General features: G+C 69.5%; 24 protein-coding genes. 10 read left to right on the plus strand and 14 right to left on the minus strand.

All coding sequences use genetic code 11. From position 1 onward, the window contains the following. The first annotated feature begins 66 nt into the window (after window positions 1-66). Window positions 67-318: a GIY-YIG nuclease family protein gene (locus ACX93N_RS11920; RefSeq protein ID WP_459428648.1), complete on the plus strand. Its 252-nt coding sequence runs from the start codon at window positions 67-69 to the stop codon at window positions 316-318. Here ACX93N_RS11920 and ACX93N_RS11925 read toward each other — a convergent pair. Next, window positions 272-2,215, minus strand: coding sequence for an ABC-F family ATP-binding cassette domain-containing protein (locus tag ACX93N_RS11925; protein WP_459428649.1), 1,944 nt, complete (start codon window positions 2,213-2,215; stop codon window positions 272-274). The genes ACX93N_RS11920 and ACX93N_RS11925 overlap by 47 nt on opposite strands. 115 nt (window positions 2,216-2,330) lie before the next feature. Between ACX93N_RS11925 and ACX93N_RS11930 the strand changes: the two genes are divergently transcribed. Beyond that, the gene (locus ACX93N_RS11930; protein WP_459428650.1) at window positions 2,331-2,813 is read left to right on the plus strand and encodes a TIGR02444 family protein; all 483 of its coding nucleotides are present in this window, start codon (window positions 2,331-2,333) and stop codon (window positions 2,811-2,813) included. Window positions 2,814-2,907: 94 nt separating this feature from the next. Further along, entirely contained in the window at window positions 2,908-3,681 is a 774-nt protein-coding gene (locus tag ACX93N_RS11935; RefSeq protein WP_459428651.1) for an FKBP-type peptidyl-prolyl cis-trans isomerase, read from the plus strand. A 51-nt stretch (window positions 3,682-3,732) separates the two neighbouring features. On the opposite strand, the gene ACX93N_RS11940 is transcribed toward ACX93N_RS11935, so the two are convergent. The 7 genes from ACX93N_RS11940 to moaA all read right to left on the minus strand — a co-directional run bounded on the left by ACX93N_RS11940 (window position 3,733) and on the right by moaA (window position 11,784). Continuing rightward, the gene (locus ACX93N_RS11940; RefSeq protein ID WP_459428652.1) at window positions 3,733-4,227 is read right to left on the minus strand and encodes a disulfide bond formation protein B; all 495 of its coding nucleotides are present in this window, start codon (window positions 4,225-4,227) and stop codon (window positions 3,733-3,735) included. Window positions 4,228-4,264: 37 nt separating this feature from the next. Further along, on the minus strand, window positions 4,265-5,848 hold the full coding sequence (gene gshA / locus ACX93N_RS11945) for a glutamate--cysteine ligase (protein WP_459428653.1): 1,584 nt from the start codon (window positions 5,846-5,848) through the stop codon (window positions 4,265-4,267). Between the two features lie 86 nt (window positions 5,849-5,934). Continuing rightward, window positions 5,935-6,318, minus strand: a complete 384-nt coding sequence (locus ACX93N_RS11950) for a PilZ domain-containing protein (protein WP_459428654.1) — start codon at window positions 6,316-6,318, stop codon at window positions 5,935-5,937. 26 nt (window positions 6,319-6,344) lie between these two features. After that, window positions 6,345-8,369 carry a DUF1631 family protein gene (locus ACX93N_RS11955; RefSeq protein ID WP_459428655.1) on the minus strand — a complete coding sequence of 675 codons (2,025 nt, stop codon included), beginning with the start codon at window positions 8,367-8,369 and terminating at the stop codon, window positions 6,345-6,347. A 19-nt stretch (window positions 8,370-8,388) separates the two neighbouring features. Next, the gene (locus ACX93N_RS11960) at window positions 8,389-9,810 is read right to left on the minus strand and encodes a VWA domain-containing protein (protein ID WP_459428656.1); all 1,422 of its coding nucleotides are present in this window, start codon (window positions 9,808-9,810) and stop codon (window positions 8,389-8,391) included. Window positions 9,811-9,816: 6 nt separating this feature from the next. Beyond that, window positions 9,817-10,752: an AAA family ATPase gene (locus ACX93N_RS11965; protein WP_459428657.1), complete on the minus strand. Its 936-nt coding sequence runs from the start codon at window positions 10,750-10,752 to the stop codon at window positions 9,817-9,819. A gap of 21 nt (window positions 10,753-10,773) precedes the next feature. Beyond that, entirely contained in the window at window positions 10,774-11,784 is a 1,011-nt protein-coding gene (gene moaA / locus ACX93N_RS11970) for a GTP 3',8-cyclase MoaA (RefSeq protein ID WP_459428658.1), read from the minus strand. A 145-nt stretch (window positions 11,785-11,929) separates the two neighbouring features. Between moaA and ACX93N_RS11975 the strand changes: the two genes are divergently transcribed. Continuing rightward, window positions 11,930-13,309, plus strand: a complete 1,380-nt coding sequence (locus ACX93N_RS11975; protein ID WP_459428659.1) for an SLC13 family permease — start codon at window positions 11,930-11,932, stop codon at window positions 13,307-13,309. A 62-nt stretch (window positions 13,310-13,371) separates the two neighbouring features. Continuing rightward, window positions 13,372-14,001, plus strand: a complete 630-nt coding sequence (locus tag ACX93N_RS11980) for a paraquat-inducible protein A (RefSeq protein WP_459428660.1) — start codon at window positions 13,372-13,374, stop codon at window positions 13,999-14,001. Here ACX93N_RS11980 and ACX93N_RS11985 read toward each other — a convergent pair. Continuing rightward, window positions 13,998-14,477, minus strand: coding sequence for a redoxin family protein (locus ACX93N_RS11985; protein WP_459428661.1), 480 nt, complete (start codon window positions 14,475-14,477; stop codon window positions 13,998-14,000). The genes ACX93N_RS11980 and ACX93N_RS11985 overlap by 4 nt on opposite strands. Before the next feature lie 65 nt (window positions 14,478-14,542). On the opposite strand from ACX93N_RS11985, the gene ACX93N_RS11990 reads away from it, so the two are divergent. Continuing rightward, window positions 14,543-15,193, plus strand: coding sequence for a class I SAM-dependent methyltransferase (locus tag ACX93N_RS11990; protein ID WP_459428662.1), 651 nt, complete (start codon window positions 14,543-14,545; stop codon window positions 15,191-15,193). A gap of 8 nt (window positions 15,194-15,201) precedes the next feature. Here the strand turns inward: ACX93N_RS11990 and ACX93N_RS11995 are convergent, their stop codons facing one another. From ACX93N_RS11995 to hslO, 5 genes are all read right to left on the minus strand, one after another. Then, window positions 15,202-15,864: a TetR/AcrR family transcriptional regulator gene (locus tag ACX93N_RS11995; RefSeq protein ID WP_459428663.1), complete on the minus strand. Its 663-nt coding sequence runs from the start codon at window positions 15,862-15,864 to the stop codon at window positions 15,202-15,204. Window positions 15,865-15,880: 16 nt separating this feature from the next. After that, window positions 15,881-16,357, minus strand: a complete 477-nt coding sequence (locus ACX93N_RS12000) for a phasin family protein (protein WP_459428664.1) — start codon at window positions 16,355-16,357, stop codon at window positions 15,881-15,883. A gap of 140 nt (window positions 16,358-16,497) precedes the next feature. Then, window positions 16,498-17,019, minus strand: coding sequence for a hypothetical protein (locus ACX93N_RS12005; protein ID WP_459428665.1), 522 nt, complete (start codon window positions 17,017-17,019; stop codon window positions 16,498-16,500). 189 nt (window positions 17,020-17,208) lie between these two features. Further along, window positions 17,209-18,768: a phosphoenolpyruvate carboxykinase gene (locus tag ACX93N_RS12010; RefSeq protein ID WP_459428666.1), complete on the minus strand. Its 1,560-nt coding sequence runs from the start codon at window positions 18,766-18,768 to the stop codon at window positions 17,209-17,211. Window positions 18,769-18,894: 126 nt separating this feature from the next. Then, window positions 18,895-19,782: an Hsp33 family molecular chaperone HslO gene (gene hslO / locus ACX93N_RS12015; protein WP_459428667.1), complete on the minus strand. Its 888-nt coding sequence runs from the start codon at window positions 19,780-19,782 to the stop codon at window positions 18,895-18,897. Here hslO and ACX93N_RS12020 point away from each other — a divergent pair. The 4 genes from ACX93N_RS12020 (at window position 19,781) to ACX93N_RS12035 (ending at window position 26,285) form a co-directional block, all read left to right on the plus strand. Next, window positions 19,781-20,746 carry a DMT family transporter gene (locus ACX93N_RS12020; protein WP_459428668.1) on the plus strand — a complete coding sequence of 322 codons (966 nt, stop codon included), beginning with the start codon at window positions 19,781-19,783 and terminating at the stop codon, window positions 20,744-20,746. The two genes, hslO and ACX93N_RS12020, sit on opposite strands and share 2 nt — an antisense overlap. 54 nt (window positions 20,747-20,800) lie before the next feature. After that, window positions 20,801-23,503: a LuxR C-terminal-related transcriptional regulator gene (locus ACX93N_RS12025; RefSeq protein WP_459428669.1), complete on the plus strand. Its 2,703-nt coding sequence runs from the start codon at window positions 20,801-20,803 to the stop codon at window positions 23,501-23,503. A gap of 122 nt (window positions 23,504-23,625) precedes the next feature. Then, on the plus strand, window positions 23,626-25,164 hold the full coding sequence (locus ACX93N_RS12030; protein ID WP_459428670.1) for a hydantoinase/oxoprolinase N-terminal domain-containing protein: 1,539 nt from the start codon (window positions 23,626-23,628) through the stop codon (window positions 25,162-25,164). A gap of 11 nt (window positions 25,165-25,175) precedes the next feature. After that, the gene (locus tag ACX93N_RS12035) at window positions 25,176-26,285 is read left to right on the plus strand and encodes a DUF917 domain-containing protein (protein WP_459428671.1); all 1,110 of its coding nucleotides are present in this window, start codon (window positions 25,176-25,178) and stop codon (window positions 26,283-26,285) included. Window positions 26,286-26,287 lie beyond the last annotated feature (2 nt).

Genomic DNA, 26,287 nt, shown 5'->3' on the forward strand with positions numbered 1-26,287 from the left:
GGGTATCGGGCAGAGGTGGCTGACGGGGCTAATGCTAACACCGGGCCGGCCAGCGACCAATCCGCAGTGGCAGCGTGGTGCGTCTACGTACTGCGCTGCGCCGACGGTTCACTTTACACGGGCGTGACCCGGGACCTGGCCCGGCGCCTGCGCCAGCACAACGGGGAAATCGCCGGCGGGCCGCGCTACACCCGCGGCCGGCGGCCGGTGGTGGTTGCCTGGAGCACCGTCGCCTCTTCGCGCAGCGAGGCCCAGCGGCAGGAGGCCCGCATCAAGCGCTGGCCGCGCCGGGCGAAGCTTCGCCTTCTTCGGCGCTGAACGCCGTCGCTGCCGCTTCCAGGGCCGCCTCCGCCTCCAGCCACGCCTCTTCCAGCGCCTCGGTCTCGCCGCGCAGTTCGCCTTCGCGGCGCAGCAGCGCCGTGAGCTCATCACCGGCTTCTGCAGCGTAGAGCGTTTCGTCGGCGAGCCTGCCCTGCACCGCTGCGAGTTCCTTCCCGCTGCGCTCGAGCGCACGCTCCAGTCGCTCCACTTCCCGCTGCAGCGGGCGAAGCCGCTCCCGCCGCGCCGCGGCTGCCTGCCGCCGGCTGCGACGGTCGTCGCCGGACGCGGCCGATGCCCGGTCGACACGCTCGCGGGCGGCCGGCCCCGCGTCGGCGAGGACCGCCGCCTCGTAGCCGGCGAGATCGCCGTCGTAGTCATGCACGGTTCCGTCCGCTACCAGCCAGAGCCGGTCCACGGTGGCGCGCAGGAGGTGACGGTCGTGGCTGACCAGCAGCACGGTGCCGTCGTAGCCCTGCAGAGCCTCGGCCAGTGCCTCGCGCATGGCGAGGTCGAGGTGGTTCGTGGGCTCATCGAGGACCAGCAGGTTCGGCGCCTGCCAGAGCACGAGAGCGAGGGCGAGGCGGGCTTTTTCACCGCCGGAAAAGGGTGCGATGGGTGCGGTGGCGCGGTCACCGCGAAAGTCGAAGCCGCCGAGGAAATCGAGGATTTCCTGTTCCCGGGCCTCCGGGGTAGCGCGCTGCAGGTGCTGCGCCGGGCTCGCCGCGAGGTCGAGGACTTCCAGCTGCTGCTGGTCGTAGTAACCGAGCCGGCAGCGGTCGGAGGCCTTGCGGTCACCGGCAAGCAGGGGCAGGCGGCCGACCAGCGCCTTGAGCAGGGTGCTCTTGCCGGCACCGTTGCGGCCGAGGAGCCCGACGCGGTCCCCCGGGGCGAGGCGCAGGGTCACGCCGTCCAGGACGGCCCGGTCGCCGTGGCCGAGGCGGGCCCGGTCGAGGGCGAGGGCCGGGTCGGTGAGGGGGGGCGCCGGCGGGAACCGGAAACGGAAGGGCGTATCGACGTGCGCGGCCGCCACCTGCTCCATGCGCTCCAGCGCCTTCAGCCGCGACTGCGCCTGCCGTGCCTTGCTGGCCTTGGCCCGAAAGCGGCGCACGAAAGCCTCTATCTCCGCTGCGCGCCGCTGCTGGCGTTCCTGCTTTGCCTGTTCCGTGGCCAGGCGCTCGGCGCGCTGGCGTTCGAAATCGCTGTAGCCGCCGCGGTAGGCTTCGAGGCTGCCGCCGGCGAGGTGGAGCACGCGGTTGCAGGTGGCGTCGATGAAGTCCCGGTCGTGGGAGATGAGCAGGAGAGTGCCGTCGTAGTCTGCCAGCCAGCCCTGGAGCCAGAGACTGGCATCGAGGTCGAGGTGGTTCGTCGGCTCGTCGAGGAGCAGCAGGTCGGACGGGGTCATCAACGCCCGGGCGAGGTTGAGCCGGATGCGCCAGCCGCCGGAAAAGGCGGCCACCGGCCGATCGCCGTCCCCGGGGGCGAAGCCGAGGCCGCGCAGCAGCCGTTCGACGCGGGCGTCGGCGCTGTAGCCGCCGCAGTCCTGCAGCGCCGCATGAGTCGCCGCGGCGCCGTCGAAGTCGCCGGCCGCCTCTTGGCTGCGCAGGCGGTTGCAGAGGTCGGCAAGCCCGGCGTCGCCGGCGAGGACATAGTCCGACGCCGGCTGGTGGCTGGCCTCGACTTCCTGCGCCATGTGCGCCAGGCGCAGTCCGGCGAGACCGTCGACCTCGCCGCTGTCGGCACCGAGCTCGCCGAGAAGGAGGGCAAAGAGGCTGCTCTTGCCGCTGCCGTTCGCCCCTATCAGCGCAATGCGCTCGCCGCGGGTGAGCGTTGCCCGGGCCCGGTCCAGGAGCAGGCGGTCGCCGCGGCGCAGGGAAAGTTCACGTAAGATCACCATGGGGGCAGCATTCTACTGGGCGAGCACCCCGGGGGGCGAGCGGGGGCAGCAGCGGACCAGGCCCGGCAATTAGCCCCCCCCCGAGCAGGCCGGGTAGACAGCTAGGGCACGACGCATGACCGATGACAGCGGACACGGGACACTCTGGGCCGGCATCACGGCGCTCTATGGCGAGCCGGGGGTGGCAGAGGCCTGTCTCGTCGCGCAGGATGAGGCGGGTGCCGATGTGCTGCTGCTCCTCGCCGCCGCCCTGATGGCCCGCCGGGGCGTGAGCCTCGACGGTGCCGGCCCTGCCCTGGCCGCCGCCGTGGAACCCTGGCGTTCCGAGGTGGTGCGTCCGCTCCGCGCCCTGCGCCGGCGCTGGCGCGGCCTCGACGGCGTCGAACCGCTCCGCGAGCGCCTGAAGGCCCTCGAGCTCGAGGCCGAGCGCGCGCAGTTCGAGCGCCTGGCGCCGCGCCTGGCCGGCTCCCCTGCCGAGCCCGGTGCCAGGCTCCTGCGTGAGAACCTCGCAGCCGTTGAACCCATGCTCTCCGCCGGCAGTCTCGATGCGCTGGCGGCTGCGTTGGCGCGGGGGTGGCGACCGGCCCCCGGCGGGTAGTACCATGCGGCGCAGTAGCGTCGGCGCGAACCGCGCCCGCAGGGCTCCCGCGCGCCGGCACCCGTTTCCCCCCGCAAACGATGGAAAGCACGCTATGAAAAGATTCGTCACGCCCGTGGCCGCGGTTGCCCTCGTCCTCGGCCTGCAGGCCTGCAACCAGCAGCAGTCCGGCGGCAGCGACAGCACCGCGGGCAGCGAGCCGGTGGCCCTCGATACGCCGACCAAGCGCCTGAGCTACGGCGTCGCTCTCGGCCTCGGCCGCAACATGAAGAACGACGGCATGGAGATGGACATCGACGCGTTCACTCTCGGCCTTCGCGATGCCTTCAGCGGTGCCGAGCAGCGGCTCACGCCGGAAGAGATCCAGGCCGAGATGGTGGCCTTCCAGGAGAAACTCCAGGCCGAGCAGGAAGCGAACCAGCAGGCGCTGGCCACGGCCAACGCCGAGGCGGCCGAGATCTTCCTCGCCGAGAACGGCGCGCGCGAGGAAGTCACCGTCACCGAGAGCGGTCTGCAGTACGAGGTTATCGAGGCCGGGGACGGCCCCGTCCCCGGCGCGGACGACAGTGTCGAGGTGCACTACCGCGGCACGCTGCTCGATGGCACGGAGTTCGACTCCTCCTACAAGCGCGGACAGCCCGTGACCTTCGGCGTCGACCAGGTCATCGCCGGCTGGACGGAAGCGCTGCAGCTCATGCCCGTCGGTTCGAAGTGGAAGCTCTACATCCCGCCGGAGCTGGCCTATGGTGCCGGCGGCGCGGGTAACGTGATCGGGCCGAACGCGGCGCTCACCTTCGAGGTCGAGCTCCTGTCCATGCCGAGCCAGGCCGAGGAAGCGGCCGCTGAGGACGCAGCGGCCGAGGGTTGATACCCGCGACGGCCAGGGCCGTTCCACCCGCCCCACCCGGGGCGGGTTCCCTCAGCGTCGCAGCAGCTGCCAGAGGCTGAGCAGGCAAAGCACGAGAAACCCCGCCAGCGTCTGCTCCGGGATGCTGAGGCCGAGAAAGGACCAGACCGTTTCCGCGCAGTTGCCGTCCCCCATCATGATCACCGAGAAGGCCTCCGAGAGGGGCAGCGTATCGAGCAGGTAGCCGAGGCTCGGGCCACAGGCCGGCACCTGGTCTTCAGGCAGGTGCTGCAGCCAGACATGGCGCCCGGCGACGGCCGCGCCGCCGCCCGCGGCGAGAACGCAGAGGCCGGCGTAAATGCGGCGTCCCGTGATGCCGGGGTTGTGAAGCGCCGCCAGCAGCGCGAACAGTCCGGTGAGTATCATGAAGCCGCGCTGGGTGACGCAGAGCGGGCAGGGGGCGAGCCCGAGGTGCTGCTGGAGGAAGAGCACGGCGAACAGCATTGCCCCCACGGTGCCGAGGAACAGCAGGAAGAATACCGGGCGGGGGGACGTGAGCGCAGGCATGGGGCGGTTTACCTCCCGTGGTTATGCTGAAGGGCCACTAGAGCGCCTGGTACTGCTCGTAATAGGCCGCGAGATAGCTGGCGAAGTCCAGCGTATCAGCCGCCTCCAGCTCCCGCTGGGCGGCCAGGGAGCGTTGGCTCTCCGTCTCGAGAGCCGCGAGGGCCGCCTGGCCCGGCGCCCGCTCGCGAAAATGCCGGGCCCAGCGCTCGCTGTAGCGCAGACCGAAGCGGTAGAAGGGCAGCCCGTCGCGGGACATCTCCGCGAGCATGCGCGCCGAAGGCGTGGCTTCCGGGTCATGAACCTTCGCTTCCTGCGCCGCCACGGCGTCACGGTAGCCGCCATCACCCTGGGCGCCATCGAGGAGCGCGGCGGAGCGCGCCACGCCCTGCAGGCGTTCCCCGGCCAGGGCCGAGAGCGGCCGGCGGTCGCCCGCGCTGGCCAGGGTCAGCCCCGGTTCACGGCCCCGGTCGACCACCGTCGCGAGGTTTTCGTCGAGCAGGGCCTGCTCCGCCGGCGAGCAGGGCGGGCTGTCTTCCACCAGGCAGTGCAGCAGGAACGCATCGAGGAAGCGGATCGTCTCCTCGTCGAGCCCCAGGGGCAGAAAGGGGTTGACGTCGAGACAGCGAACCTCGATGTACTCGATGCCGCCGCGGCGCAGGGCGGTCAGCGCTGTCTCGCCGGAGGCCGCAACGCGCTTCGGGCGGATGGTGCTGTAGAACTCGTTCTCGATCTGCAGCAGGCTGTTGTTGAGCTGCTGGTACTCCCCGCCCTCGCCGCTCGGGAACTGCGCATAGTCCGGGTGCGGGGTGAGAATCGCGTTCTTCAGCGTCTGCAGGTAGCTGTCGAGATCGTTGTAGCAGACCGCCAGGCCGCGCTGCGCCTCGCTGTTATAGCCGAGGCCGCCCATGCGCAGGGAGGTGGCGTGCGGCCGGTAGAGCGTGTTGCCTTCCGGGTCCATGGGCGCGAGGCCGTGCCCCTGGCGTCCGCGGAGGAAGCTCGCGCACACCGCCGGTGAGGCACCGAAGAGGTAAATGAGGAGCCAGGACCAGCGGTGGAAGTTGCGGATGAGGCCCAGGTAGCGCCCGGTGATGTAGTCCTGCCGGGTACCGGGCGCGCCATCGTCCCGCCACGCAGCTTCCCAGAAGGCCTCGGGGGGAGAGAAGTTGTAATGGATCCCGGCGATGGCCTGCATCATGCGGCCGTAGCGGTGGCCGAGACCGAGGCGGTAGACCGTCTTCATGCGCGCCACGTTGGAGCTGCCGTAGCGGGCAACGGGGATGCCGGCGTCGCCGCTGACGATGCACGGCATGCTGAGGGCCCAGAGCCGCTCCTCGCCCAGTTCGCGGTAGACGAAGCTGTGGATGTCCGCGAGCGTTCCGAGGGTCTCATCGATGCCCGTGCTCACGGGGGTAATGAACTCCAGGAGCGCTTCCGAGTAGTCCGTGGTAATGCTGCCGTGGGTCAGGGCGGAGCCGAGCCCCGGAGGATGCGGGGTCTGTGCGAGGGTGCCCTCCGGGCTGATGCGCAGGCTCTCTTTCTCGACGCCGCGCCGGATTCCCGTGAGCAGCGACGGCGTCCCGGCCGCCAGCCGCTCGAGCTGTGTCTGCCAGTGCGATGTCACAGGGTATCCTTTGCCGCGGGCCTCGAGGGAACGCGGGAGTTTAGCGGCGAAGGGAGAGCGAGTACAGGACGGGACACGGGCCTGGCTCAGCCATCCTCCGGCACGTCGATGTACTCGAGGGCCGCTTCCCACTGGGGGATGTCAGAGCCCGCCGCTTCGAGAATCTCGAAGCCGGCGATCCAGCTGCCCGGGCGGTCCTTCTCGCGCATGCGCCAGCGTACCTGGCCGACGAGGTAGAACGGGTCCGCTTCCCCGGGGATGTCCACGCCCACCTGCAGGATCGCGCCGACCGTTACCCGCTGGTCCAACTGCACCCGCAGTCCGCGCCGCGAGACCTCCAGCGTATGGCAGCGCACGACCTTGCCCGGGCCGACGGCCCCGGGTGGTGGCGACTCGATCTCGATGAAGACCGTGCTGGCCAGCGGTAGCCGGCAGTAGCGGCGCATGTTCCTGCCCTGCTCATCAGCCATGGCGCATCCTCCCGCCCCCAGCCCGGTCAGTCATCGCGGCGCTCCCGGGCCCGCTGCACCTCGTCGCGGAAGTAGCTGCGGGTCTCGAGGATATCCACCAGCCCCTCGTCGATGAGGGCCAGCAGTTCGGCACGGCTCAGCTCGCGCAGGGCGATGCCCCGGCGGTTCACGAAGATGTAGTTGTCGCGGCGCGGGTCATAGACCGCGAGCTTGGCCATGATCGGGGTCTCGCCGTCGTGGAAGCCGAGCCACGCCCCCATGGGCACGTCCATTTCCGGCCCCGGCGGTGCGCGCAGGGGGCGCTCCGGTGTCGCCGGCTGCCGGTGGGGAGCCGGGGCGATCGTGCGCTGCTCCAGCGCGGCCGCCTCTCTTCCCGGGCCGCGCTCGCTTCCGGCCAGCTCCAGTTCCGGGGACAGCGCGGTGCGTTCGACGTCTGCTGCCCGGGTGTAGGCCGTCGGCGCCGGTGCCTCCCGGGGCTCCGGCTCCGGCTTCGGTGCCCGCTCCGGCTTCGGTGCCGGCTCGCGCTCCTCCTCCCGGGGTTGCGGCGGCGGGGGTGGCTCCCGACCGGCGGGGGGCGGCGCATCCGGTGCCGCTCCCGGGCCGGTGGATGCCGGAGCCGGCTTCCCGGCTGCGCGGCCTTCGTCCGCGGCGGCCGCGGTGCCGGGCACCGGCTCCTGCCCGGGGCCGGGACCCGTTTCCGGGGCTCTCCCGGGCTCGGGCGGCCGGTACCCCGGCTCCACGAGCGCGCGCAGCTTGTGATGGTCGTCGATGCCCGCCGCGTGGCTCAGGGAAAGACTGAACGTGTCTTCTGCCGGCAGGGGCCGGACACTGCCGTCGCGCAGTTGCTCGATGAAGGCGGCCCGGTCGAGGTCCATGGCCTTCAGCCCGACCGCGTTGGTGAACAGCAGGTGCCGCCCGTCCTCGAGCTGCAGCGACAGCTGCGCGCGCAGCTCGCCGTCATCGTCCTGGAGCAGGTACCACTGCCCGGTATCCAGGCTGGCGGCGGCGTCGCTGGCGTCGCTGCTCTCCTGGTCGCCGGGTACGGGCAGCGGGCGGATGTGGGTAAGGCCGAGGTCCTGGCCGTGGCTCATGCGCAGGTGCACGTACTCCACGAGGCCGATCGCATCGTCGGCGGCCGCGCTGTCGTGTTGCAGGCTCAGGAGCCAGTGGCGGAGTTCATTGGAGAGTCGGCGCAGCGCGTCGCTGCTCTGATCTGCGCCGGCCGATGCGGGCTGGACCGACCGCATGAGCTGCTCGGTGACGCGGCTGATCTCCCGCCACTCCTGCGAGTTCGTGCTGTGGCGCAGCGCGACCAGCTGCAGGCTTTCGTACCAGGGGCCCTTGAGGAACTCGCCGATTGCCGTTGGCAGTTCGCAGCTGGCAAGGCCGCGGTTGATCAGGCCCGCCGCTTCGCGCCGCGCCTGCCGCGTGCGGGCCGCGGCCTGTTCTGTCTCCTCGAGGCGGTGGATCATGCGCGCGGCGCGCTCCTGGTCCCGGCGGGCGGCGGCTTCGAGTTCCTCGGTCACGGCGGCGAAGTCCGTGGCCGGGTCCTCGAACCACCTGAGGGCGCGCTGCACCGCCCGTTGCACACGCTGTTCCAGCATTTGTCCGGCGCGGTCCAGGCGCGCCTGCCAGCCCACCGCGCTGTGCTGCAGCCGGTCGAGGAGCGTGTGCAGCGGATGGGTGCCGGGGGTGAAGAAGCCCTGGTCCCTCAGGGCGACCGCGATTGCCAGGGGCAGGAGGCGGTGGAGGGCATCGCGCAGCGGTGCCTCCACAGGGAAGTCCCGGTTCCAGCAGTCGAAAGCGAGCGAGACCCATTCGATGGTCGATGCATCGGCCGGGGCGAGCTGGGCACCGCCGTCATCGCCGGCGCGACGGCGGATGAGCCTGAGTGGTGGGTCGTCGGCATCGATCGCATCGCGCAGGTATGCGACGAGGCGCTCCCGGTCGAGGAGCTTCACCTCCGGCCCGGGTTCCGCATGAGGAAAGCAGCGATCCACGACCTCGCGGAGCGAGCAGGGAAGCGGCAGGTGTTCGTTCGGCAGCGTCATCGCGACGAGCCGCGGGGCCTCAGTGGACGCTGCGCAGCAGCTGGTCGACTACCTTCTCCAGCTGGCGCAGGTTGTGGCATTCGGCCGCGAGATGGCAGGTGCTCAGGTAGCGGTTCATCTCGGAGTCACCGGTCCCCCAGGCGCGCCGCGACTCCGGGTTCAGCCAGATAACCTGTTTACTGCGCTGGTAGATGCTCTGCATGATCGGAAGCTCCGGATCACCCCGGTTATTGCGCGCGTCGCCGAGGATGATAACCGATGTATGCCGGTTTATGTCATTGAGGGCCAGGCGTGCAAAGTCCCGCAGGCTCGCACCGTAATCGGTGGCGCCGCCGTAGCGCCAGTTCGCGAGTTCCACGGCGCGCTCGACGGGCTCGTCCTCGAACAGCCCGCTGACCTCACCAAGGTGGCTGGAGAAGGCGAAGCTGCGCATGCGGGGCAGTACATCCTGGAGGCTGTAGAGGAACAGCAGCAGGAACTTGGCATAGGCGGCCACGGAGCCGCTGACGTCGCAGAGGGCGAGCACCTGGGCGCGGTCCCGGCGCCGCTGTCGCCAGTGGGTCTGCATGAGCACGCCGTCGTGGGGGATGCCGGCGCGCAGCGTGCGTGCCATGTCCAGGCGCCCGCGGCGCCGGGGTCGCGGGCGCGGGCTGTGGCGGCTGGCGAGCTTGCGCGCCATGCGCTGTACCAGTTCGCGAACGCGCGCGGTGTAGTGCTGCTCGATGTTCGACAGGCGCGTCTTCGCCAGCACGTCATCCATGAACTGCCGGTTGTGCCCTTCCGCGTGCAGCAGGTATTGCGCGTCCACGTAATCGCGCACCTGCTCCCGGAGGAGGTCACGGTAGCTGCGCAGCCGGTCGAGGGCCGGATCGCCGCGGCGCTCGAGGTCAATGATGGCGCCGCGGAGCTGGTCCTCCCCCATGGCGGTGAGGATCCGCCGCGTGTACTGCCCTTTCTGCGTGAACAGGCGGATGTCGGCGATGCCGGCGTCCCTGCCGGCGCGCCGGAGCCGCGTGCTCAGTTCGCCGCGCCGTCCGTCCTGCAGGGCCTGCATGAGTGGCGAGGCGAGGAGCTCACGCACGGGCTCGCTGACCGCCGCTGCGCGGTCGAGTACCGGGTCGCCGCTCCCGCCGCCCTCACCCTCGCCGGGGCCCTCCGCGGAGGGCGGCGGTTGGGCGCCACCGGGTCCGCCCTCGGCCGGCGTGCCGGCGGCTGCGAAGTCGCCGGCGCTGTGATCAAAATAGCGGTCGAAGAGTACGCGGAAGATCTCCTCTTCGCGGCGACTCTTGGCGAGCGTCGCGGCGAGGCCGTCGCGCAGCTGTTCCCGGTCGTCATAGCCCAGCGCCTGAAGGGCCGCTACCGCGTCCAGCGTCTCTGCCGGGGACACGCGCACCTCGTGGCTGCGAAGGATGTGCACGAAGGCGACAAGCGAGCTTTCCATCGCCACTCAGGCCCCGGCGCGCAGCAGCTCCGGGAGGGACGCCTCGGCGGTCTCGATGTCCTGCTCGAACTTGAGCAGGATGTTGAGGGTACTGCGGGCCACATCCTCCCCCAGCTCGTCGACGTGCAGCAGGACCAGGCTGCGGGCCCAGTCGATCGTCTCGGAAATGGCCGGTGTCTTTCTCAGGTCCAGCTCCCGGAGCGAGTGCACGAAGGCCACCAGCTGCTCGCGCAGCGCGGCAGCGACCTCCGGCACCCGGCTCTTGACGATGCGTTCTTCCAGCGCCTGGGACGGGAAGGGGATGAAAAGGTGCAGGCAGCGCCGTTTGAGTGCGTCGGAGATCTCCCGGGTGTTGTTGCTCGTGAGAAACACGAGGGGCCGGCTGCGGGCGCGGATCGTACCGATTTCCGGGATGGAGACCTGATAGTCGGAGAGGGTCTCGAGCAGCAGCGATTCGAATTCGTGGTCGGCCTTGTCGATTTCGTCGATGAGAAGCACGGCCCCGCGTTCCTGGCGCATGGCGGTGAGCAGGGGGCGCGGCTCGAGAAAGTCCTCGGAGTAGAAGATGTCGCCGAACTCGTGCAGCCGTTCCACCGATTCCGCAAGCCCCCGGGCGCCCTGGAGAAGATCGCCGAGCTGCTCCTTCAGCACCTGCGTGTACAGCAGCTGCTTGCCGTACTTCCACTCATAGAGCGCCTTCGCCTCGTCCAGTCCCTCGTAGCACTGCAGCCGCAGCAGGGGCAGGGACAGGAGGGACGCCGCGGTCTTGGCCAGCTCGGTCTTGCCGACTCCCGGGGGACCCTCGACGAGCACCGGCTTGCCGAGGCGGGCGGCGAGGAACACCGCCGTGGCGATCTTCTCGCTGCAGATATAGCCCAGGCCGTCGAAGCTCGCCCTGATGGCGTCGACGGAGGCCAGCTCGCTGAATTCGGGGATGTGCACGGCGTCTCCTCGTCGGGGGTGTCAGCCGCCGGTGGCGTTCATGAAGCGGACGATTTCCGGTTCGTCGCCGTGGCTGAAGTGGTGGCGCTCGGGCTTGCGGCCCATGGCGCCCGCGATGGCGCGGTGCAGGGCCAGGGGGTCACCCTGCGGTCGCCGCAGGAGTTCGCGCAGGTCGAGGGAATGCTCGTTGCCGAGGCACAGCAGCAGGCGCCCTTCCACCGTCACGCGGACCCGGTTGCACAGGTGACAGAAGTTATTGCTGTGCGGCGATATGAAGCCGACGCTTGAGTCGCTGCCGGCGATGCGGAAACGCCGGGCGGGCCCGGCGGCGCCGGCCGGGTCGCCGAGGGCCTCCAGGGGAAAGTGCCCGGCGAGGTGCTCGCGCAGGTCGGCACTGCTGATGAAGGCCTCGGCGCGGCTGTGTTCATCAATCTGGCCCAGGGGCATCTCCTCGATGAAGGCGATGTCGAGGCCGCGGTCGCGGGCGAAGGCTACCAGGTCGACCACTTCGTCGTCGTTGCGTCCGCGCAGCACGACCGTGTTCAGCCGGATGCGGTCGAAGCCGGCGGCGAGCGCTGCTTCGATGCCGGCCAGCACCCGGTCCAGCTCACCGGTGCGCGTGAGCGCCCGGAAGCGCTCCGGCCGCAGGCTGTCGATGCTGATGTTCAGCCGGCGCACGCCGGCATCGCGCAGCGGTGCCGCGAGGGTTGCCAGGCGCGAGCCGTTCGTGGTGAGCACCAGTTCGTCGAGGCCCGGCAGGCGGCCGAGGCGCTGTGCCAGGTCGACGATGCCACGGCGCACCAGGGGCTCGCCCCCGGTGAGGCGGACCTTGCGCACGCCGAGGTCGACGAAGGCCGCTGTCACGCGCTCCAGTTCCTCGAGGCTCAGTACTTCCCGCCGTGGCAGGAAGGTCATTGTCTCGGCCATGCAGTAGACGCAGCGAAAATCGCAGCGGTCCGTGACGGACAGGCGGAGGTAGCGAATGTGCCGGCCGAAGGCGTCGACCAGCTCTTCCGGGAGCGGCTCGGACATTGCCCGAGTCTACCCGGCCAGCCACCCCCTCTCCAAGCGGTGACGACCTTTACTTGCTACCGCCGCTGGGCCAGCATGGCGCGATTTTCAGGGAAGCGAGCGGCATGATGAGAGCAGCAACCCGGCCCCTTCGCGGGGCGGCGCCTTGATCAGCCCGGCGCGCCTCGCCCTCCCCGGCGGTCCCTTGCTGGCCGCCGCAGCGGTGGCCTGGCTGGCGGCGGCAGGGCAGCCGGCGCCGGTGCTCGTGGTCGCGGCGGTGGCGGTGCTCTGCGTGGTGTGGTGGATCTTCGAGCCGCTGCCGATACCCGTGACCTCGCTGCTGCCCCTGGCGGTGCTGCCCCTCGCCGGCGTGCTGACGCCCGCCGAGGTCGGCCAGGCCTATGGCTCTCCGCTCATTCTCCTGCTCCTCGGCGGCTTCCTGCTGTCGCGGTCCATGGAAGCGGCCGGTGCGCACCGCCGTATCGCCCTCGGCATGATCCGCCTGTTCGGGGCGAGCAGCGGGCGCCGCCTGGTCCTCGGTTTCATGGCCGCCGCGGCGGTGTTGAGCATGTGGATCAGCAATACCGCCACCACGCTGATGCTGCTCCCGGTGGCGCTGGCCGTGCTCGAGGGCACGCGCGAGCGCGAGCGCCTGGCGCCGCCCCTGCTCCTCGGCATGGCCTACGCGGCCAGCGTGGGTGGGGTCGGCACGCCTATCGGTACGCCACCGAATCTCATTTTCATGCAGGTCTTTGCAGATACGACCGGCGAGGCCGTGAGTTTTCTGACCTGGATGAGCTGGGCCGTGCCGGTGGTGCTGGTGCTGGTCCCGCTCATGGCCCTGGTGCTCACCCGCCAGCTCGGGGGGGCCATCGCCGTCGAACTGCCCGCAGTCGGTCCCTGGCGCGTCGCCGAGCGCCGCGTGCTCGCCGTCTTCGCGGTCACCGCGCTGCTCTGGATCACGCGCAGCGAGCCCTTCGGTGGCTGGAGCGGCTGGCTCGGGCTCACCCAGGCCAACGATGCGTCGGTTGCGCTCCTGGCGGTCGTGGTCATGTGCCTGCTGGGGGACGGGGAGGGCGGGCGTCTGCTCGACTGGGAGCGCGCCAGCTCCATTCCCTGGGGGGTACTGCTGCTCTTCGCGGGCGGTATCTGCCTGGCGCGCGGTTTTGTCAGCTCCGGGCTGTCGGACCTCCTTGGTGGCTGGCTCGCGGGGCTCGCGGGGCTGCCGCCACTCGCGCTCATCGCCGCCATCTGTCTCGGTGTGACTTTCATGACCGAGGCCACGTCGAACACGGCCAGCACCTCGCTGCTCATGCCGGTGCTCGCGGCGGCGGCGCTGGGCGCGGGCCTGGCCCCGGAGCTGATGATGGTGCCGGCCGCCATGAGCGCCAGCTGCGCCTTCATGCTGCCGGTCGCCACGGCACCGAACTCCGTTGTCTACGGCTCCGGCCTCGTCACCACTGCCCGCATGGCCCGGGAGGGCCTGCTGCTCAACTTTCTCGGCGCGGCGGTGATCAGCGTCGCCTGCTATGTCGCGCTCGGCTGAAGCCCGGTGCCGCCGCGAGTAGCATAGAATGGGCGGTCCAGCCCCGTCCGGAGTTCCGAGCCATGTCCCCAGGCCGTCGCCTCGCCCTGCTGCTGCCCATTGTCATCGCCCTCGGTCTTCTCTACCCCGGGATCACCGAGCCGGTTCTCACGCTCAGCGGGGAGCTGGAGAAGAGCGAAGTCGCGGAGCTCGGCATCGAGCTCATCGCCGGCCCCGAAGCCGAGGGGCAGTCGCGCCAGGTGCTGAACATGATCTCTGCCTTTCTCGGCCTCGACCAGCTCGACGGGCGCGTCGAGGCCTACCGCAGCACCCGCTCCCTCGCGGGTATGGCGCGGGAGCTCGCCGACGGGGGCAACACGCTGGTGGCGGTGCTCATCGTCACTTTCAGCGTGGTCATCCCGGTGGTCAAGCTGCTGTTGCAGGCGGCCGCGGTACTCGCACCGGTGCCGCTCACGCGGCAGCTGCTGGTGGTCAACGGGGCCCTGTCCAAGTGGTCCATGGCGGATGTCTTCGTGATGGCCATGCTGGTGGCCTGGCTCGCGGGCAAGGCGTCTGCCCATGATGGCGGCCTGCTGATCATGCAGGCAGAACTGGAGCGGGGGTTCTGGTTCTTCCTGGCCTATTGCCTGTTCGCGATTGCCGCGGGCATCCTGGTCCTGCGCCAGGTGCCCGCGGCCAGGCAGCCGTGCTAAAGGAGGGCGAGAATCGCCTCGGCGGCGCTCACCTCGACCCCGGGGCCTTCCTCCACCTGCAGGTGGGTGACCAGGCCGTCGTCCACGACCATGGCGAAGCGCTGGCTGCGCATGCCGAGGCCGAAGCCGCGGCCGTCGAGCTCCAGGCCGAGGGCTTTTGTGAAATCGCCGTTGCCGTCGCCGAGCATGAGGATGTCATCGGCGTTCTGCGCCTTGCCCCAGGCGTCCATGACGAAGGCGTCGTTCACGGCCATGCAGGCGATCGTGTCGACGCCCTTTGCCTTGATCCTGTCCGCATTGACGACGTAGCCGGGCAGGTGCGTCATGCTGCACCCGGGGGTGAATGCGCCGGGCACGGCGAAGAGAACCACCTTCTTTCCGGCAAAGAGTTGCGCCGTCGTGATGTCTTCGGGGCCGTTGTCGCCCATGACCTGCAGTTTGCCGTCGGGGATGCGATCGCCCACGTTGATGCTCATTGCCTTCTCCTTCGTCTGCTCGGGGATGATGGACGCCGGGCGGGTCCGGGCAGGAAGCATAGCAGATGGCCGTGACCCTCTGCCCACTCTGTGCCGGGGCCGCTACCCGTCCCTTCAGCGAGGACCCGCGGCGCCCCTACCGGCGCTGTGAGCGCTGCGCGCTGGTCTTCGTGCCGCCGCCCTGGCGCCCGTCGGCCGCGCAAGAGCGGGCCGAGTACGACCGGCATGAGAACCACCCGGGGGATGCCGGCTACCGGCGCTTCCTGGGCCGCCTCGCCACGCCCCTGCTCGCCGCGCTGCCGCCGGCGCAGGCGGGGCTGGACTTCGGCTGCGGACCCGGGCCGGCGCTCGCCGCGATGCTGCGCGAGGCGGGCCACCGGGTCGATCTCTACGATCCCTTCTACGCACCGGACGCGGCGGCGCTCGCCCGGGGGCAGCGCGATTTCATCACCGCGACGGAAGTCGTCGAACACCTCCACCAGCCCGGGCTCGAGCTTTCGCGGCTCTGGGCCCGGCTGCGGGTCGGCGGCGTGCTCGGCGTCATGACCAAGCTCGTGCGTGACCGCCGGGCCTTTGATCGCTGGCATTACAAGAATGATCCCACGCACGTGTGTTTCTTCAGCATCGAAAGCTGGCGCTGGTGGGCGGGGGCGCGGCGCGCGCGGCTCACCTTCGTCGCCGACGACGCCCTGCTGGTTCACAAGCTCGGCTGCTGACGGCGTTGTCAGCGGTCTTCCTGCTCCTCGATCATCTGCCGGTAGATGGCCTCGCAGTCGCGATAGAAGGCCAACTCCCGCTCGCCGAGGTAGGGCGCGATCATCGTCAGCAGCTGCAGCACGCCCTGGTGGATGGTGATTGCCTGGGACCGCGCCGGGTGCAGGAGCCGTTCGTAGTTGAACCAGAAGGTCAGGGTGAGCGTCAGGTTGTCGACCAGCCCTACCAGCTGCTGGTCCCGGGCGCCGATGACCTCCCGCTGCAACAGGTTGTCGCAGATCGCGTAGAGCGCCGCGCGCTTGAGCTGCAGCAGGCGCTGGAACCCCTTGTGGATCGCCGGATAACGGCGCAGCAGGTCGTCGAGGTTGTGGTAGAGAAAGCGGTACTGGAACATCTCCTCCAGCACCACGTAGAGGTAATACCAGTTGTTCTCCACGCCGTCACGGCCGCTGTCCAGGGGCCTCTCCAGGGGCGCCGCCAGCGTCTCACCCAGCGCGACCTCGTACTGGTGGAAGAGCTCGGCGATGATCTGGTCCTTGCCCTTGAAATGGTAGTAGAGGTTGCCGGGGCTGATCTCCAGCTCGGTGGCGATATCGAGGGTTGTGGTATGGGCTTCGCCGGCCTCGTTGAACAGCTCGAGGCTGGTGACCAGGATGCGGTCACGGGTCTTCACGGGCCGGCGCTATCAGCTAGCTGCTTTTTCGCGCCGGCGCTTTCCTGCGGGTCGGTGCCTTGCGGGCCGTTGAGCTGCGGGCCGGGCTCTTCTTGCGGGTTGCGGCTTTCTTCTTCGGCGCCTTCACGGCGCCGCTGGCAGCGAGCGCATCGGCGAGGGCATCCACCTTGTTGGTGAGCCGGTCGATCTTCTCGTGCAGGGCCAGGAGGTCCTCGCCGCGCACCGGACGCTGCAGGTTGAAGTTGTCACGCACCCGGGTGATGCGGTCCTCGACCGACTGCCGGGCGTTCTGGCTGGCACCGCGGGCCTCCTCCTCCAGGGCAGCACCCGCCTTCACCAGGTCCTTGAACAGCTTCGGTGGTTCCACGCCGGCTTTCTCCAGCCGTCCCTGGGCCTCGTCGACGGCGCGGCCGTAGGCGCCGACCCCGGCCAGCCAGATATTCTTGGCGATCTCGCTGGCCTTGTCCGAGACCTTGCCCTTGTCATCAGTCATGGCGGTACCTCCTCGTTATTATGCGGTGGTGGCTGACGCCGGGGCGACCATTAAGGCAGAAGCGGCAGGCAAAAAAAAGGGCCGCAAGTGCGGCCCGGGGGTCCCAGAAAGGGACAAGTGAACCTGGATGGGTACGGCCCTCAGGCCGCGGTCCTGAAGCCTACGGACTCCTTCAGCTCGCTGAAGCGTTCGCGGGCCTTGTCGAGGCGGGCCTCGAGTTCCTTGCGGTCGGCCAGGCCGTCGAGCTTCGGCAGCTCGAGGTCGTCGAAGGCGCTGCGCGCCTGCTTCTCGACTTTCTCGCCGCGCTTGACCAGGTCGGCGTAGAGCTTGTCGGCCTTCTTGCGGCGCGCTTCCAGCTGCTTCTGGACGCCGTTGAACTGCTCTTCCACCTGGTCGTAGGCCTTGCCGTAGAAGCCGAGGCCGGCCAGGAAGGCCTTGCGACCGGCTTCCCGGGCGCGGGTTGCGAAATCATTGCGCGGAGCGGCCTTGCGACGCGGCGCGGTCTTGCGTGCGGTACCGGTCTTGCGTGCGGTACCGGTCTTGCGGGCCGTCGTCCTGCGCGCGGTGGTCTTTGCCGCGGGGCGCTTGCGGGCCGTCGTCTTGCGCTTCGGGGCCGCCTTGGCGGCGCCAGTGCTCTTTGCTTGCGTGTTGGCTTCTGCCATGACTGCTTCCTCCGTGTCGCGGGCGGCACCTTGCCGCCCTGAAACTGTGGTGGTGTCTACCACTCACCGGAGAAGATAGGGGAAAAAATTAGAGTAAACATACTAGAGCGACAGCACGGAACTGCCGTCGGCGGGGAGGGTGGAGTGCCGCGGGCGGACGCCGGGCGCCCGCAGGGCCCGGCCGGCGCTTCAGTCGGCCCGCGGGCCGGCGGCCACGACGGCCGCTGCCGGGTTGAACTGCTGGATGTTGTCCTGGAACAGCCGCGCCAGCTTGCGCGCCTGCTCGTCGTAGGCCGCCGCGTCGCCCCAGTTTTCCCGCGGGTTCACGAAGCGGTCGTCGACGCCGGGGATCGCGAGCGGGAAGTCCAGGTTGAGAATAGCCAGGTGCCCCGTATCGGCGCCGATCAGCCTGCCGCTCTGGGCCGCGTGCACCACGGCGCGGGTCACGGGGATCGGGAAGCGCGAGCCGGTGCCGCCGGGCGCGCCGGAGCCGCCGGTCCAGCCGGTGTTGACCAGGTAGACCTGGCTGCCGAAATCCTCGATGCGCTTCATCAGCAGCTCGGCGTAGTCGTTCGCCGGGCGCGGCATGAAGGGCGCGCCGAAGCAGGTGGAGAAGGTGGGATGGATGCCCGCCGCGGCACCGACTTCCGTGGAGCCGACGCGTGCCGTGTAGCCGCTCAGGAAGTGGAAGGCGGCCGCCTCCTTGGACAGGAGGGCGATGGGCGGCAGTACCCCGGAGACGTCGCAGGTGAGGAAGATGACGCAGTTCGGCTCGCCGGCGGCGTTGGCCTCCACGCGCTTGGGCACGTGTACCAGGGGGTAGCAGCAGCGGCCGTTCTCGGTGAGGCTCGTGTCGTCGTAATCCGCGTGGCCGCGCTCGTCGACCACCACGTTCTCGACGATGGCGCCGAAGCGGATCGCGTCCCAGATGATCGGTTCGTTTTCCTTCGACAGGTTGATGGTCTTGGCGTAGCAGCCGCCTTCGAGGTTGAAGACGGAGCCGCGGGTCCAGCCGTGCTCATCGTCGCCGATGAGGTAGCGCTCCGGGTCAGCCGACAGCGTGGTCTTGCCGGTGCCCGAGAGGCCGAAGAACAGCGTGGTTTCGCCGTCCTCGCTGACGTTCGCGGAGCAGTGCATGGCCATGACGTCCTTCTCGGGCAGAAGGAAGTTCTGCACGGAGAACATGGACTTCTTCATCTCGCCGCCGTATTGCATGCCGGCGATGAGGATCTTGCGCTGGCCGAAGTTGACGATCACCGTGGCGTCGGAGTGGGTGCCGTCGCGCCCGGGCTCGCAGGCGAAGCCGGGGGCATTGAGGACGGTCCATTCGGGCTTGTGGCCGCCGTTGTACTGCGCCGGCTTGATGAACATGTTGCGGCCGAACAGGCCGTGCCAGGCCCACTCGGTGATGACTTTCACGGGCAGGTAATGGTCGCTGTGCGCACCGACGTGCAGGTGCGAGACGAAGCGGTCGCGGCAGCCGAGGTAGCTCTCGACCCGGTCCCAGAGCGCGTCGAAGCGGTCGGCCTCGAAGGGGCGGTTGACGCTGCCCCAGGCGATGGCGTCCTCGCTGGAGGGCTCGCGGACGATGAAGCGGTCAGCCGGGGAGCGCCCCGTGCGCTTGCCGGTGGTGACCAGGAGTGCCCCGGTATCGGTGAGTGTGCCCTCGCCGCGCTTCAGCGCCTGCTCAACAAACTGGGCGGGTTCCAGGTCGACGTATTCCTGGCCTAGCTGCGTGTCTGCGGTCATCGATCAATCCTGTCGGCTGTCCCGCCACGCAGCGGGACCGGAGGGCGGCCGGGGGCCGGGTCGGTTTTTTCGGGGTCGCGATTATGGCAGATTCCGCGGCGCCGTGCGAACGGCCCCGGCGGGCGTTCAGTGCACCGGGTCGGCCCGTTCCGGGAGCAGTTCCGGCGCCTCGAAGATGTACTGCTGGTTGCAGAATTCGCAGTCCATGGTCACTGAACCCTGCTCTTCGAGAATGTCGCGGATCTCCGCCTCGCCGAGGGTGGCAAGGGCCTGGCGGCTGCGCTCCCGCGAGCAGCTGCAGCGGAAGCGTACCGGCTGCGGGTCGAACAGGCGCACCGGGTCCTCGTGGTAGAGGCGGTAGAGCAGCGCCCCCGCGTCGAGCGCCAGCAGCTCCTCGCGGGAGACGGTCGCGGCGAGCGTGCAGGCGTGTTCCCACTGCGCCTCGCGCTCCAGCGGGTCCGGTGTGAGCTGCGTGGGCAGTTGCTGCAGGAGCAGCCCCGTGGCGCGGGTGCCCTCGCAGGCCAGCCATACCCGGGTGTGCAGCTGTTCGGACTGTTCGAAGTAGGCGTCGAGGCTCTCTGCCAGCGAAGCGCCGTACAGGGGCACGATGCCCTGGTAGCGGCGGCCGCGCTCGGGCTCCACGGTGATCGCCAGCTGGCCTTCCGTAAGCAGCTCGCCGAAGCGCAGGGCAGTGGCTTCCTGCGCGCCGCGGGCGATCGCGCGCACGGCGAGGTCAGAGGTGCATTCGGCCATGATCAGCGGGACCTGGCCGCTGCTGCGGGCCTGCAGCGTGAGGCGGCCCTGGAACTTCAGCGTCGTTGCCAGCAGCACGGCGGCGGCCAGAAACTCGCCGAGCAGCACGCGGACCCCGGGAGCATACTGGTGGTTCTGCAGGATCGCGGCGAAGGCGTCGTCGACGCGTACCACCTCGCCGCGCAGGTCCGCGTCCTCGAAGAGGAAGCGGCGCACGGCGCTGGGGGCGGGAGTCGCGGCGTTGGGGCTGGGTGTATCCATGGTCGCAATGGTACCGCATTCGGACGCCGGCCTGTGGTACCTTCGCCGCTCCGCGCCGGAGGGCTTCGTGAACACCGCCATCCTCTACCTGTCGACGGTGCTCATCTGGGGCACGACCTGGATTGCTATCCGCTACCAGCTGGAGGGCGCGGCGCCGATGGTGTCCATCGCCCATCGCTTTGCGCTCTCCGCGGCCGTCCTGCTCCTGATCACCGTGCCCGCACGGCGCCTGGCCCGGCTCGCGCCACGGGACCACGGCTTTGTCTTTCTGCAGGGCCTGTGCCTGTTCTCCGGCAACTACCTCTTCATCTATGCCGGCGCGGCCGACCTCGCCAGCGGCCTCATCGCCGTGGTCTTCTCCACCATGGTGATCTTCAACCTTGCCGGGGGCGCGCTGTTCCTGCGGCTGCCGGTAAGCCCCTGGGTGGCCGTGGGCGGGGTGCTGGGTCTCGCCGGCATGGCCGGTATCTTCCTGCCGGAGCTGTCACAGCTGGATACGTCGGGAACGACCCTGCGCGCGCTCGCGCTCTGCCTGCTGGGCACCGTGTGTGCCTCGGCCGGCAATATCATCGCGGCCCGCAACCACCGCCACCAGCTGCCGGTGCTCACCTGCAATACCTGGGGTATGCTCTACGGCTGCCTGACACTGTACCTGGCGGCCCTGGTGAGCGGCACGCCGATCGTTCTGCCCCTGGAGCGCGACTACCTCCTGTCGCTCGTCTACCTGGCGCTTTTCGGGTCGGTGATCGCATTCTGGGCCTATGTCACGCTGATCGGCCGCATCGGCCCGGACCGTGCCTCCTATACAACGCTCCTCTTTCCGCTGGTCGCCCTCGCCGTGTCGACGGTCTTCGAGGGCTACCGCTGGAGCCTCTCTGCGGCCCTCGGCCTGGCGCTGGTGCTCGCCGGGAACTGGCTGGCCATGCGGCGAAACCGCGGCGGACAGGCGGCCGACGCCGGCTGAGTTGCCCGCCGGGAGGCCGTGCTATGCTCGGCGTCGAGCGGAGAGACAGAGACGGTGACCGGCCAGGATCCACACAGTACGCCGCTGCTGCACTCGCGGCTGTCGCCCTCGACCGCCGTCGGGGACTTTTGCCCGCGCGATGCGCTCCTGGCGCGGCTGGAGCGGGCGCAGGCGCCGCTCCGTCTGCTGCAGGCTCCCGCCGGTTTCGGCAAGACGGAGTTGCTGCGGCAGTGGAGCGAGCGCCTTCACGGCGCCGGTGCGGTGACCGCCTGGCTGACGCTCGATCGTCACGACAGCCCGCAGGACCTGCTTGCCTACCTCGCCTTTGCCCTGCACCGCGGCGGCGTTATTGCGGCGAGTCCCGGCGAGCTAGCCGGTGAAGCCGTTGACGGCGAGGAGCCTGCGCGGGGAGTGGCGCGCCTGCTCCTGGCGGTCGAACGTGACGGCGTGCGCTGTACGCTCGTCCTGGACGCAGTGGACGAGCTCCCAGAGCCCGTGTTGTGGCAGGTCATCGATCCGCTGCTCCGCCTCCGGCCGGCCTTGCTCGAGATCTGCCTGGCCTGCCGGCGGCCGCCCGCGTTACGGCTGTCGCGCTATCTTGTCGACGGCTCGCTCCAGCTGATCGACGCACGGGCCCTGCAGTTCTCCCGGCGCGAGCTCCGCGACTGGCTTGCGGAGCGTCTGCCGCGGCGCGAACTGGAGGCACTCGTGGAAGCTGTCGAGGGCTGGCCCGTTGCTCTTCGCCTGCTGCAGTCGGGGGGTGCAGGCACGGCTGCCTACCTGGAGGAGCAGGTCCTCTCCGGCCTGAGCGATGAGGCCCGCTGCTTTCTTCGCGACAGCGCGTTGCTGGAGCGGGTCGAGGCCGACGCTGTGGCCTTCGTCCGCGAGGCGCCGACGCCGCCCGGACTGTGGGAGGAGCTGCGTTCGGCGCTGGACGGGTTGTGGACCCGCAGGGATGGCGACAAGGGTTTTCGTCTTCACGGGCTGCTTCGGGAACAGCTGCGGGACGCCCTGAGCCGGGAGGCGCCGGCACGCCACGCCGTGCTGAACCACCGGGCGGCATTGTGGATGGTGCAGCGTGACTGGCCGGTTGAGGGTATCCACCACGCGATCGCAGCCGGTGACCCGGAGCACGCCGCGCGGATCTTCGAGCAGCTCGGCGGCGCCCGGCTCTGGCTGCATGAGGGCATGGATCGCATCAACCGGATTCTGGCGCTGCTCGAGCCCTACCCCCTGCGCGCCTTCCCGAGGGTGCAGCTGGCGCGCAGCCTGGCCCATGCCAAGCAAGGACAGATGGAAAAGGCCCGCGCCGCCTTCGAGGAGGCGTCCCGCGTATCGGAACATTTCCGCCGCGATCACGGCGACGGCGATGCGCTCGCCCTGCTCGTGGATGGCTGTTTCATCGAGCTCCTGTTGACCGAGTACGGTTGCGCACCCAGGCCGACGGCCCTTGACGGTCCGGCCTGGGAGCGCGTGCTGCGCTTCTCGGAGCGCGAGCCGGCGCTGATGGGCTATATCCGGACCCTGCGCTGCCTGTGGCACACGCAGACCGGGCGCTTTTCCCTTGCCTTTGAGCATGGCCAGGCGGCCATCGATATCTTCCGGCGCGGGGACTCTCCCTACGGTGAGCTTTTCATCCACATGCATCTGGGTATGACCGAGCTCGGCAGGGGACGGGTTGGCGCGGCGCTGGAGGAACACCAGCGCGCCCTGCGCATAGTCCGGGCCGTGTTCCCCGGTGACCGGGGAGTCCGCCGGATCTGCAACATCGCCCTCGGCGAGGCTTACTGGGAACTCGGTGACGACGCCAGCGCCCGTCGCTACCTGCGCAACGTGATCCGGCACATCAACCAGCCTGAGGCCTGGTTCGACCTTTATATGGCGGCATACCAGACCTCCCTGGAGTTCCTGTTTGCAGAGGGCGGCGGCGCCAGTGCCGACCAGTTTTTTCGCGAGGCCAGCGAGCACGCCTCGCGCCAGGGGCTGTCCAGGCTCGAGCGCTTCCTCGGCGCCGCCTACATCCTCTGTCTCTTCAGGGTCGGGAGGGAGGAAGAGGCCCGGGCGGCGGCCAACCGGCTGGGCGCTGCTGTCCTGCCCCGTGCGGATGAACTGGAGGGACTCACCTGGCGGGAGGCCGAGGTGCTGGTGCTGGCGGCCAGCGAGACGGCGAGGGCCGCCGGCGATCTCCACGGAGCCCGGGCAGCCCTCGCCTGGGGCGAGGACTTCGCCGGCGAGCGGGCTGTCACGCGTATGCAGCTGCACTGCCTGGTGCAGAGCGCCTGCCTTGAGCACGGAGCGGGCAATGAGGCGCAGGCCCAAGGGCGCTTGCGCGAGGCCCTGGCGCTTGCCAGTGGCAGCCGGTACCTGCGGCCGTTCCTCCGCGAAGGGCGCCGCCTCAGAGCGCTCGCGGCGACCCTCGAGGGGGACCGGGGCACGGTGTTCGGGCCGGCGATCCTGCAGCGCCAGCTGTTGGACCCGGAAAGCGGGCATCGCGGGGCCCGGGGCCGCTCGGCACTCAGTCGCCGGGAGCAGGAAGTACTGGCAGCGCTCGCCCGGGGCGAGCCGGACAAGGTCATCGCCCGGAACCTCGGTTTGTCGGCCCACGGCGTGCGCTACCACCTCAAGAAGTTGTACGGGCGTCTCGGTGTACAGAACCGGACCCAGGCGGTGTCCCGGGCAAGAGAGCGGGGGTGGCTTGACGATGAGCCGGGTAAGCAATTGATTTCCCGTGAAACTACTGAAATACGTAGTAAATGAAGAAATGCCGTTTTCCGGGCGCTACTACTAACCCTAGAGCCTGAACTACCGATTCCCCGCCTGTCGGCGGCCGATAGCCGGCGCTAACTTGTTGCCTGCAAGACGCAGCAAGAGTGACGCACATGAGAATCGGTGTGGACGTGGGTGGCACCAACACGGATGCGGTCCTGATGGACGGCGCCCGCGTCCTGGCCAGTCACAAGGCGGAGACGTCGGCCAACATCAGTGACGGCATCGTCGCGGCCATCGGCGACGTGCTGCAGCAGGCCGGGGTCGCCCCGTCGTCGCTCACCGGCGTAATGGTGGGAACAACGCACTTCACCAACGCCTTCGTGGAGCGCAAGCACCTCCTGGAGGTGGGCGTGCTGCGCTTGGGGCTGCCCGCGAGCCGCGGTCTGCCGCCGATGATCGACTGGCCCCCGGACCTCGCCAGCGCCGTCGGGAGGCACCACTACCTGCTTGAGGGCGGCTACCAGTTTGACGGCCGCGAGATCTCGCCGCTGGATGAGGGCGGCGTCCTTGCCGCCGCGCGGGATCTCAAGCGCAAGGGCATCCGCTCCGCCGCGATCAGCTGCATTTTCTCCCCGGTCAAGGACGCTATGGAGGAGCGGGCGGCGGCGCTGCTGCGCACGGAGATTCCCGACCTGGCGATCAGCCTCTCCTCGCGCATCGGGCGCATCGGCCTGCTGGAGCGGGAGAATGCCGCCATCATGAACGCCAGCCTGGCGCAACTCGCGCGCGAGGTCGTGGACTCGTTCCGCACCGCCCTGGACCGGCTGGCAATTACGGCGCCTTTCTATATCAGCCAGAACGACGGCACCCTGATGACCGCCGAGTTCGTGGCGCAGTATCCCGTGCTCACCTTCGCCTCGGGGCCGACCAACAGCATGCGCGGAGCCGCCTATCTCTCGGGCCTCGAGGACGCCATCGTGGTCGATATCGGCGGTACGACGGCGGATGTCGGTGTACTGGCAAGCAGCTTCCCCCGGGAATCCACCGTCTCCGTGGATATCGGCGGCGTGCGCACCAATTTCCGCATGCCGGATATCCTCGCCGTGGGGCTGGGCGGCGGCAGCGAGGTCAGCGAGGACGGCGAGCAGGTCGGCCCCCGCTCCGTCGGCTACCAGCTGCGCCGCAGGGCCCGCGTCTTCGGCGGCGACGTGCTGACGGCGACCGACATTGCCGTGGCCGCCGGTTACGCCGACATCGGCGACGCGAGCCGTGTGTCGGCGCTGCCGCGCCCGGTGGTCGAGCGCGCCGTGGAGCGTATCCACGCGCTGGTCGCGGAAGCGGTGGACCGCATGAAGACATCGGCGGCGGCGATGCCCCTGATTCTCGTTGGCGGCGGGGCCGTACTCGTGCACCGGGCGATCCCCGGCGCATCGGAGGTGATCGTCCCGGAGCACGCCGGGGTGGCCAATGCCATCGGGGCCTCCATCGCCCAGGTCGGCGGGGAGGTCGACAAGGTCTACGCCTACGACAACACCAGCCGGGAGCAGGCGCTGGCGGAGGCAAGGGCGGAGGCCTGCGCCAACGCGGTGGCAGCCGGCGCTGCGGAGGCAACGGTGCGCGTCATGGATCTTGAGGAACTGCCCCTCAACTACATGCCGGGCAATGCGGTAAGGGTTCGCGTAAAGGCGGCGGGAGATCTCGAGCAATGAGCGGAGTTGGCATGGACCGGTCACGACAGCTGGGCATCGAGGACATCGATGACCTGGCCGCAGGCGCTGCGTTCCTCGGCACCGGGGGCGGCGGCGATCCCTACCTGGGCCAGCTGCTCGCCCGCAACGCGGTCCTCGAGTACGGCATGCCGGAGCTTATCGAGCCGGAGGAGCTTGCCGACGACGCTGCGGTGTTCACCTCGGCCATGCTCGGTGCGCCCACGGTGCTGGTTGAAAAGGCGGCCTCCGGTGATGACATCGACCATTCCATCAATCGGCTGGCCGAGGTCGTCGGTCGCCGCCCCGATGCCATCGCGCCGATCGAGGTCGGCGGTATCAATTCCACCATTCCCATCGTGGCGGCGGCGCGGCTGGGTCTGCCGCTGGTGAACTGCGACGGCATGGGCCGGGCCTTCCCCGAGATACAGATGGTCACCTACAACGTTTACGGGGTGTCCGCGACGCCCGCGGTCATTGTCGACGAGCACCTCGAAAGCGTCGTGGTCGAAACGGGCAGCTGCAAACGCGCCGAGGACCTTGTGCGGGCCTCGGCGATCGTCATGGGTCTGTCCGTGATGATTTCCTGCTATCCGCTGACGGGGCGACAGGTCAAGGACTACGGTGTCGCGGATACGCTGCGCATTGCGCTGGGTATCGGCCGTGCGCTCAGGGAGGGCCGCCAGGAGGGAGATCCGGTGGACGCCGTCATGCGCTTCCTGCGCACCACCCGCTATTACCGCCACTGCTATCAGCTCTTCGACGGCAAGATCACGGACCTGCGCCGGGAAACGGCGCGCGGTTACACGCTGGGCTTCTGTGACCTTGAGGCTATCGATGGCAGCGGCAGCCACATGCAGGTCGAGTTCCAGAACGAGAACCTCGTGGCCCGCCGCGACGGACGTACCGTTGCCATCGTCCCGGACCTGATCAGCATCGTCGATCGCGAGACCGGCGCCGCCATCACCACGGAACACCTGCATTACGGTCAGCGCGTCAAGGTGATCGGCACCAGCGCAGCACCGGTGATGCGGACTGATGCCGCACTTGCCGTCTTTGGGCCCGGCGCCTTCGGTATAGAGGAGCGGTTCGTGCCGTTGGAAACCCTGCACACAGGAGAATAACC

The organism is Pseudohaliea sp. (assembly GCF_054552115.1).

What these genes read in the sequence shown, in the direction of transcription:
- ACX93N_RS11925 (WP_459428649.1), bottom strand. Translation starts at nt 2,215, where the DNA reads ATGGTGATCTTACGTGAACTTTCCCTGCGCCGCGGCGACCGCCTGCTC.
- ACX93N_RS11930 (WP_459428650.1), top strand. Translation starts at nt 2,331, where the DNA reads ATGACCGATGACAGCGGACACGGGACACTCTGGGCCGGCATCACGGCG.
- ACX93N_RS11935 (WP_459428651.1), top strand. Translation starts at nt 2,908, where the DNA reads ATGAAAAGATTCGTCACGCCCGTGGCCGCGGTTGCCCTCGTCCTCGGC.
- ACX93N_RS11940 (WP_459428652.1), bottom strand. Translation starts at nt 4,227, where the DNA reads ATGCCTGCGCTCACGTCCCCCCGCCCGGTATTCTTCCTGCTGTTCCTC.
- ACX93N_RS11950 (WP_459428654.1), bottom strand. Translation starts at nt 6,318, where the DNA reads ATGGCTGATGAGCAGGGCAGGAACATGCGCCGCTACTGCCGGCTACCG.
- ACX93N_RS11955 (WP_459428655.1), bottom strand. Translation starts at nt 8,369, where the DNA reads ATGACGCTGCCGAACGAACACCTGCCGCTTCCCTGCTCGCTCCGCGAG.
- ACX93N_RS11960 (WP_459428656.1), bottom strand. Translation starts at nt 9,810, where the DNA reads ATGGAAAGCTCGCTTGTCGCCTTCGTGCACATCCTTCGCAGCCACGAG.
- moaA (WP_459428658.1), bottom strand. Translation starts at nt 11,784, where the DNA reads ATGTCCGAGCCGCTCCCGGAAGAGCTGGTCGACGCCTTCGGCCGGCAC.
- ACX93N_RS11980 (WP_459428660.1), top strand. Translation starts at nt 13,372, where the DNA reads ATGTCCCCAGGCCGTCGCCTCGCCCTGCTGCTGCCCATTGTCATCGCC.
- ACX93N_RS11985 (WP_459428661.1), bottom strand. Translation starts at nt 14,477, where the DNA reads ATGAGCATCAACGTGGGCGATCGCATCCCCGACGGCAAACTGCAGGTC.
- ACX93N_RS11990 (WP_459428662.1), top strand. Translation starts at nt 14,543, where the DNA reads ATGGCCGTGACCCTCTGCCCACTCTGTGCCGGGGCCGCTACCCGTCCC.
- ACX93N_RS12000 (WP_459428664.1), bottom strand. Translation starts at nt 16,357, where the DNA reads ATGACTGATGACAAGGGCAAGGTCTCGGACAAGGCCAGCGAGATCGCC.
- ACX93N_RS12005 (WP_459428665.1), bottom strand. Translation starts at nt 17,019, where the DNA reads ATGGCAGAAGCCAACACGCAAGCAAAGAGCACTGGCGCCGCCAAGGCG.
- ACX93N_RS12010 (WP_459428666.1), bottom strand. Translation starts at nt 18,768, where the DNA reads ATGACCGCAGACACGCAGCTAGGCCAGGAATACGTCGACCTGGAACCC.
- ACX93N_RS12020 (WP_459428668.1), top strand. Translation starts at nt 19,781, where the DNA reads ATGGTCGCAATGGTACCGCATTCGGACGCCGGCCTGTGGTACCTTCGC.
- hslO (WP_459428667.1), bottom strand. Translation starts at nt 19,782, where the DNA reads ATGGATACACCCAGCCCCAACGCCGCGACTCCCGCCCCCAGCGCCGTG.
- ACX93N_RS12030 (WP_459428670.1), top strand. Translation starts at nt 23,626, where the DNA reads ATGAGAATCGGTGTGGACGTGGGTGGCACCAACACGGATGCGGTCCTG.
- ACX93N_RS12035 (WP_459428671.1), top strand. Translation starts at nt 25,176, where the DNA reads ATGGACCGGTCACGACAGCTGGGCATCGAGGACATCGATGACCTGGCC.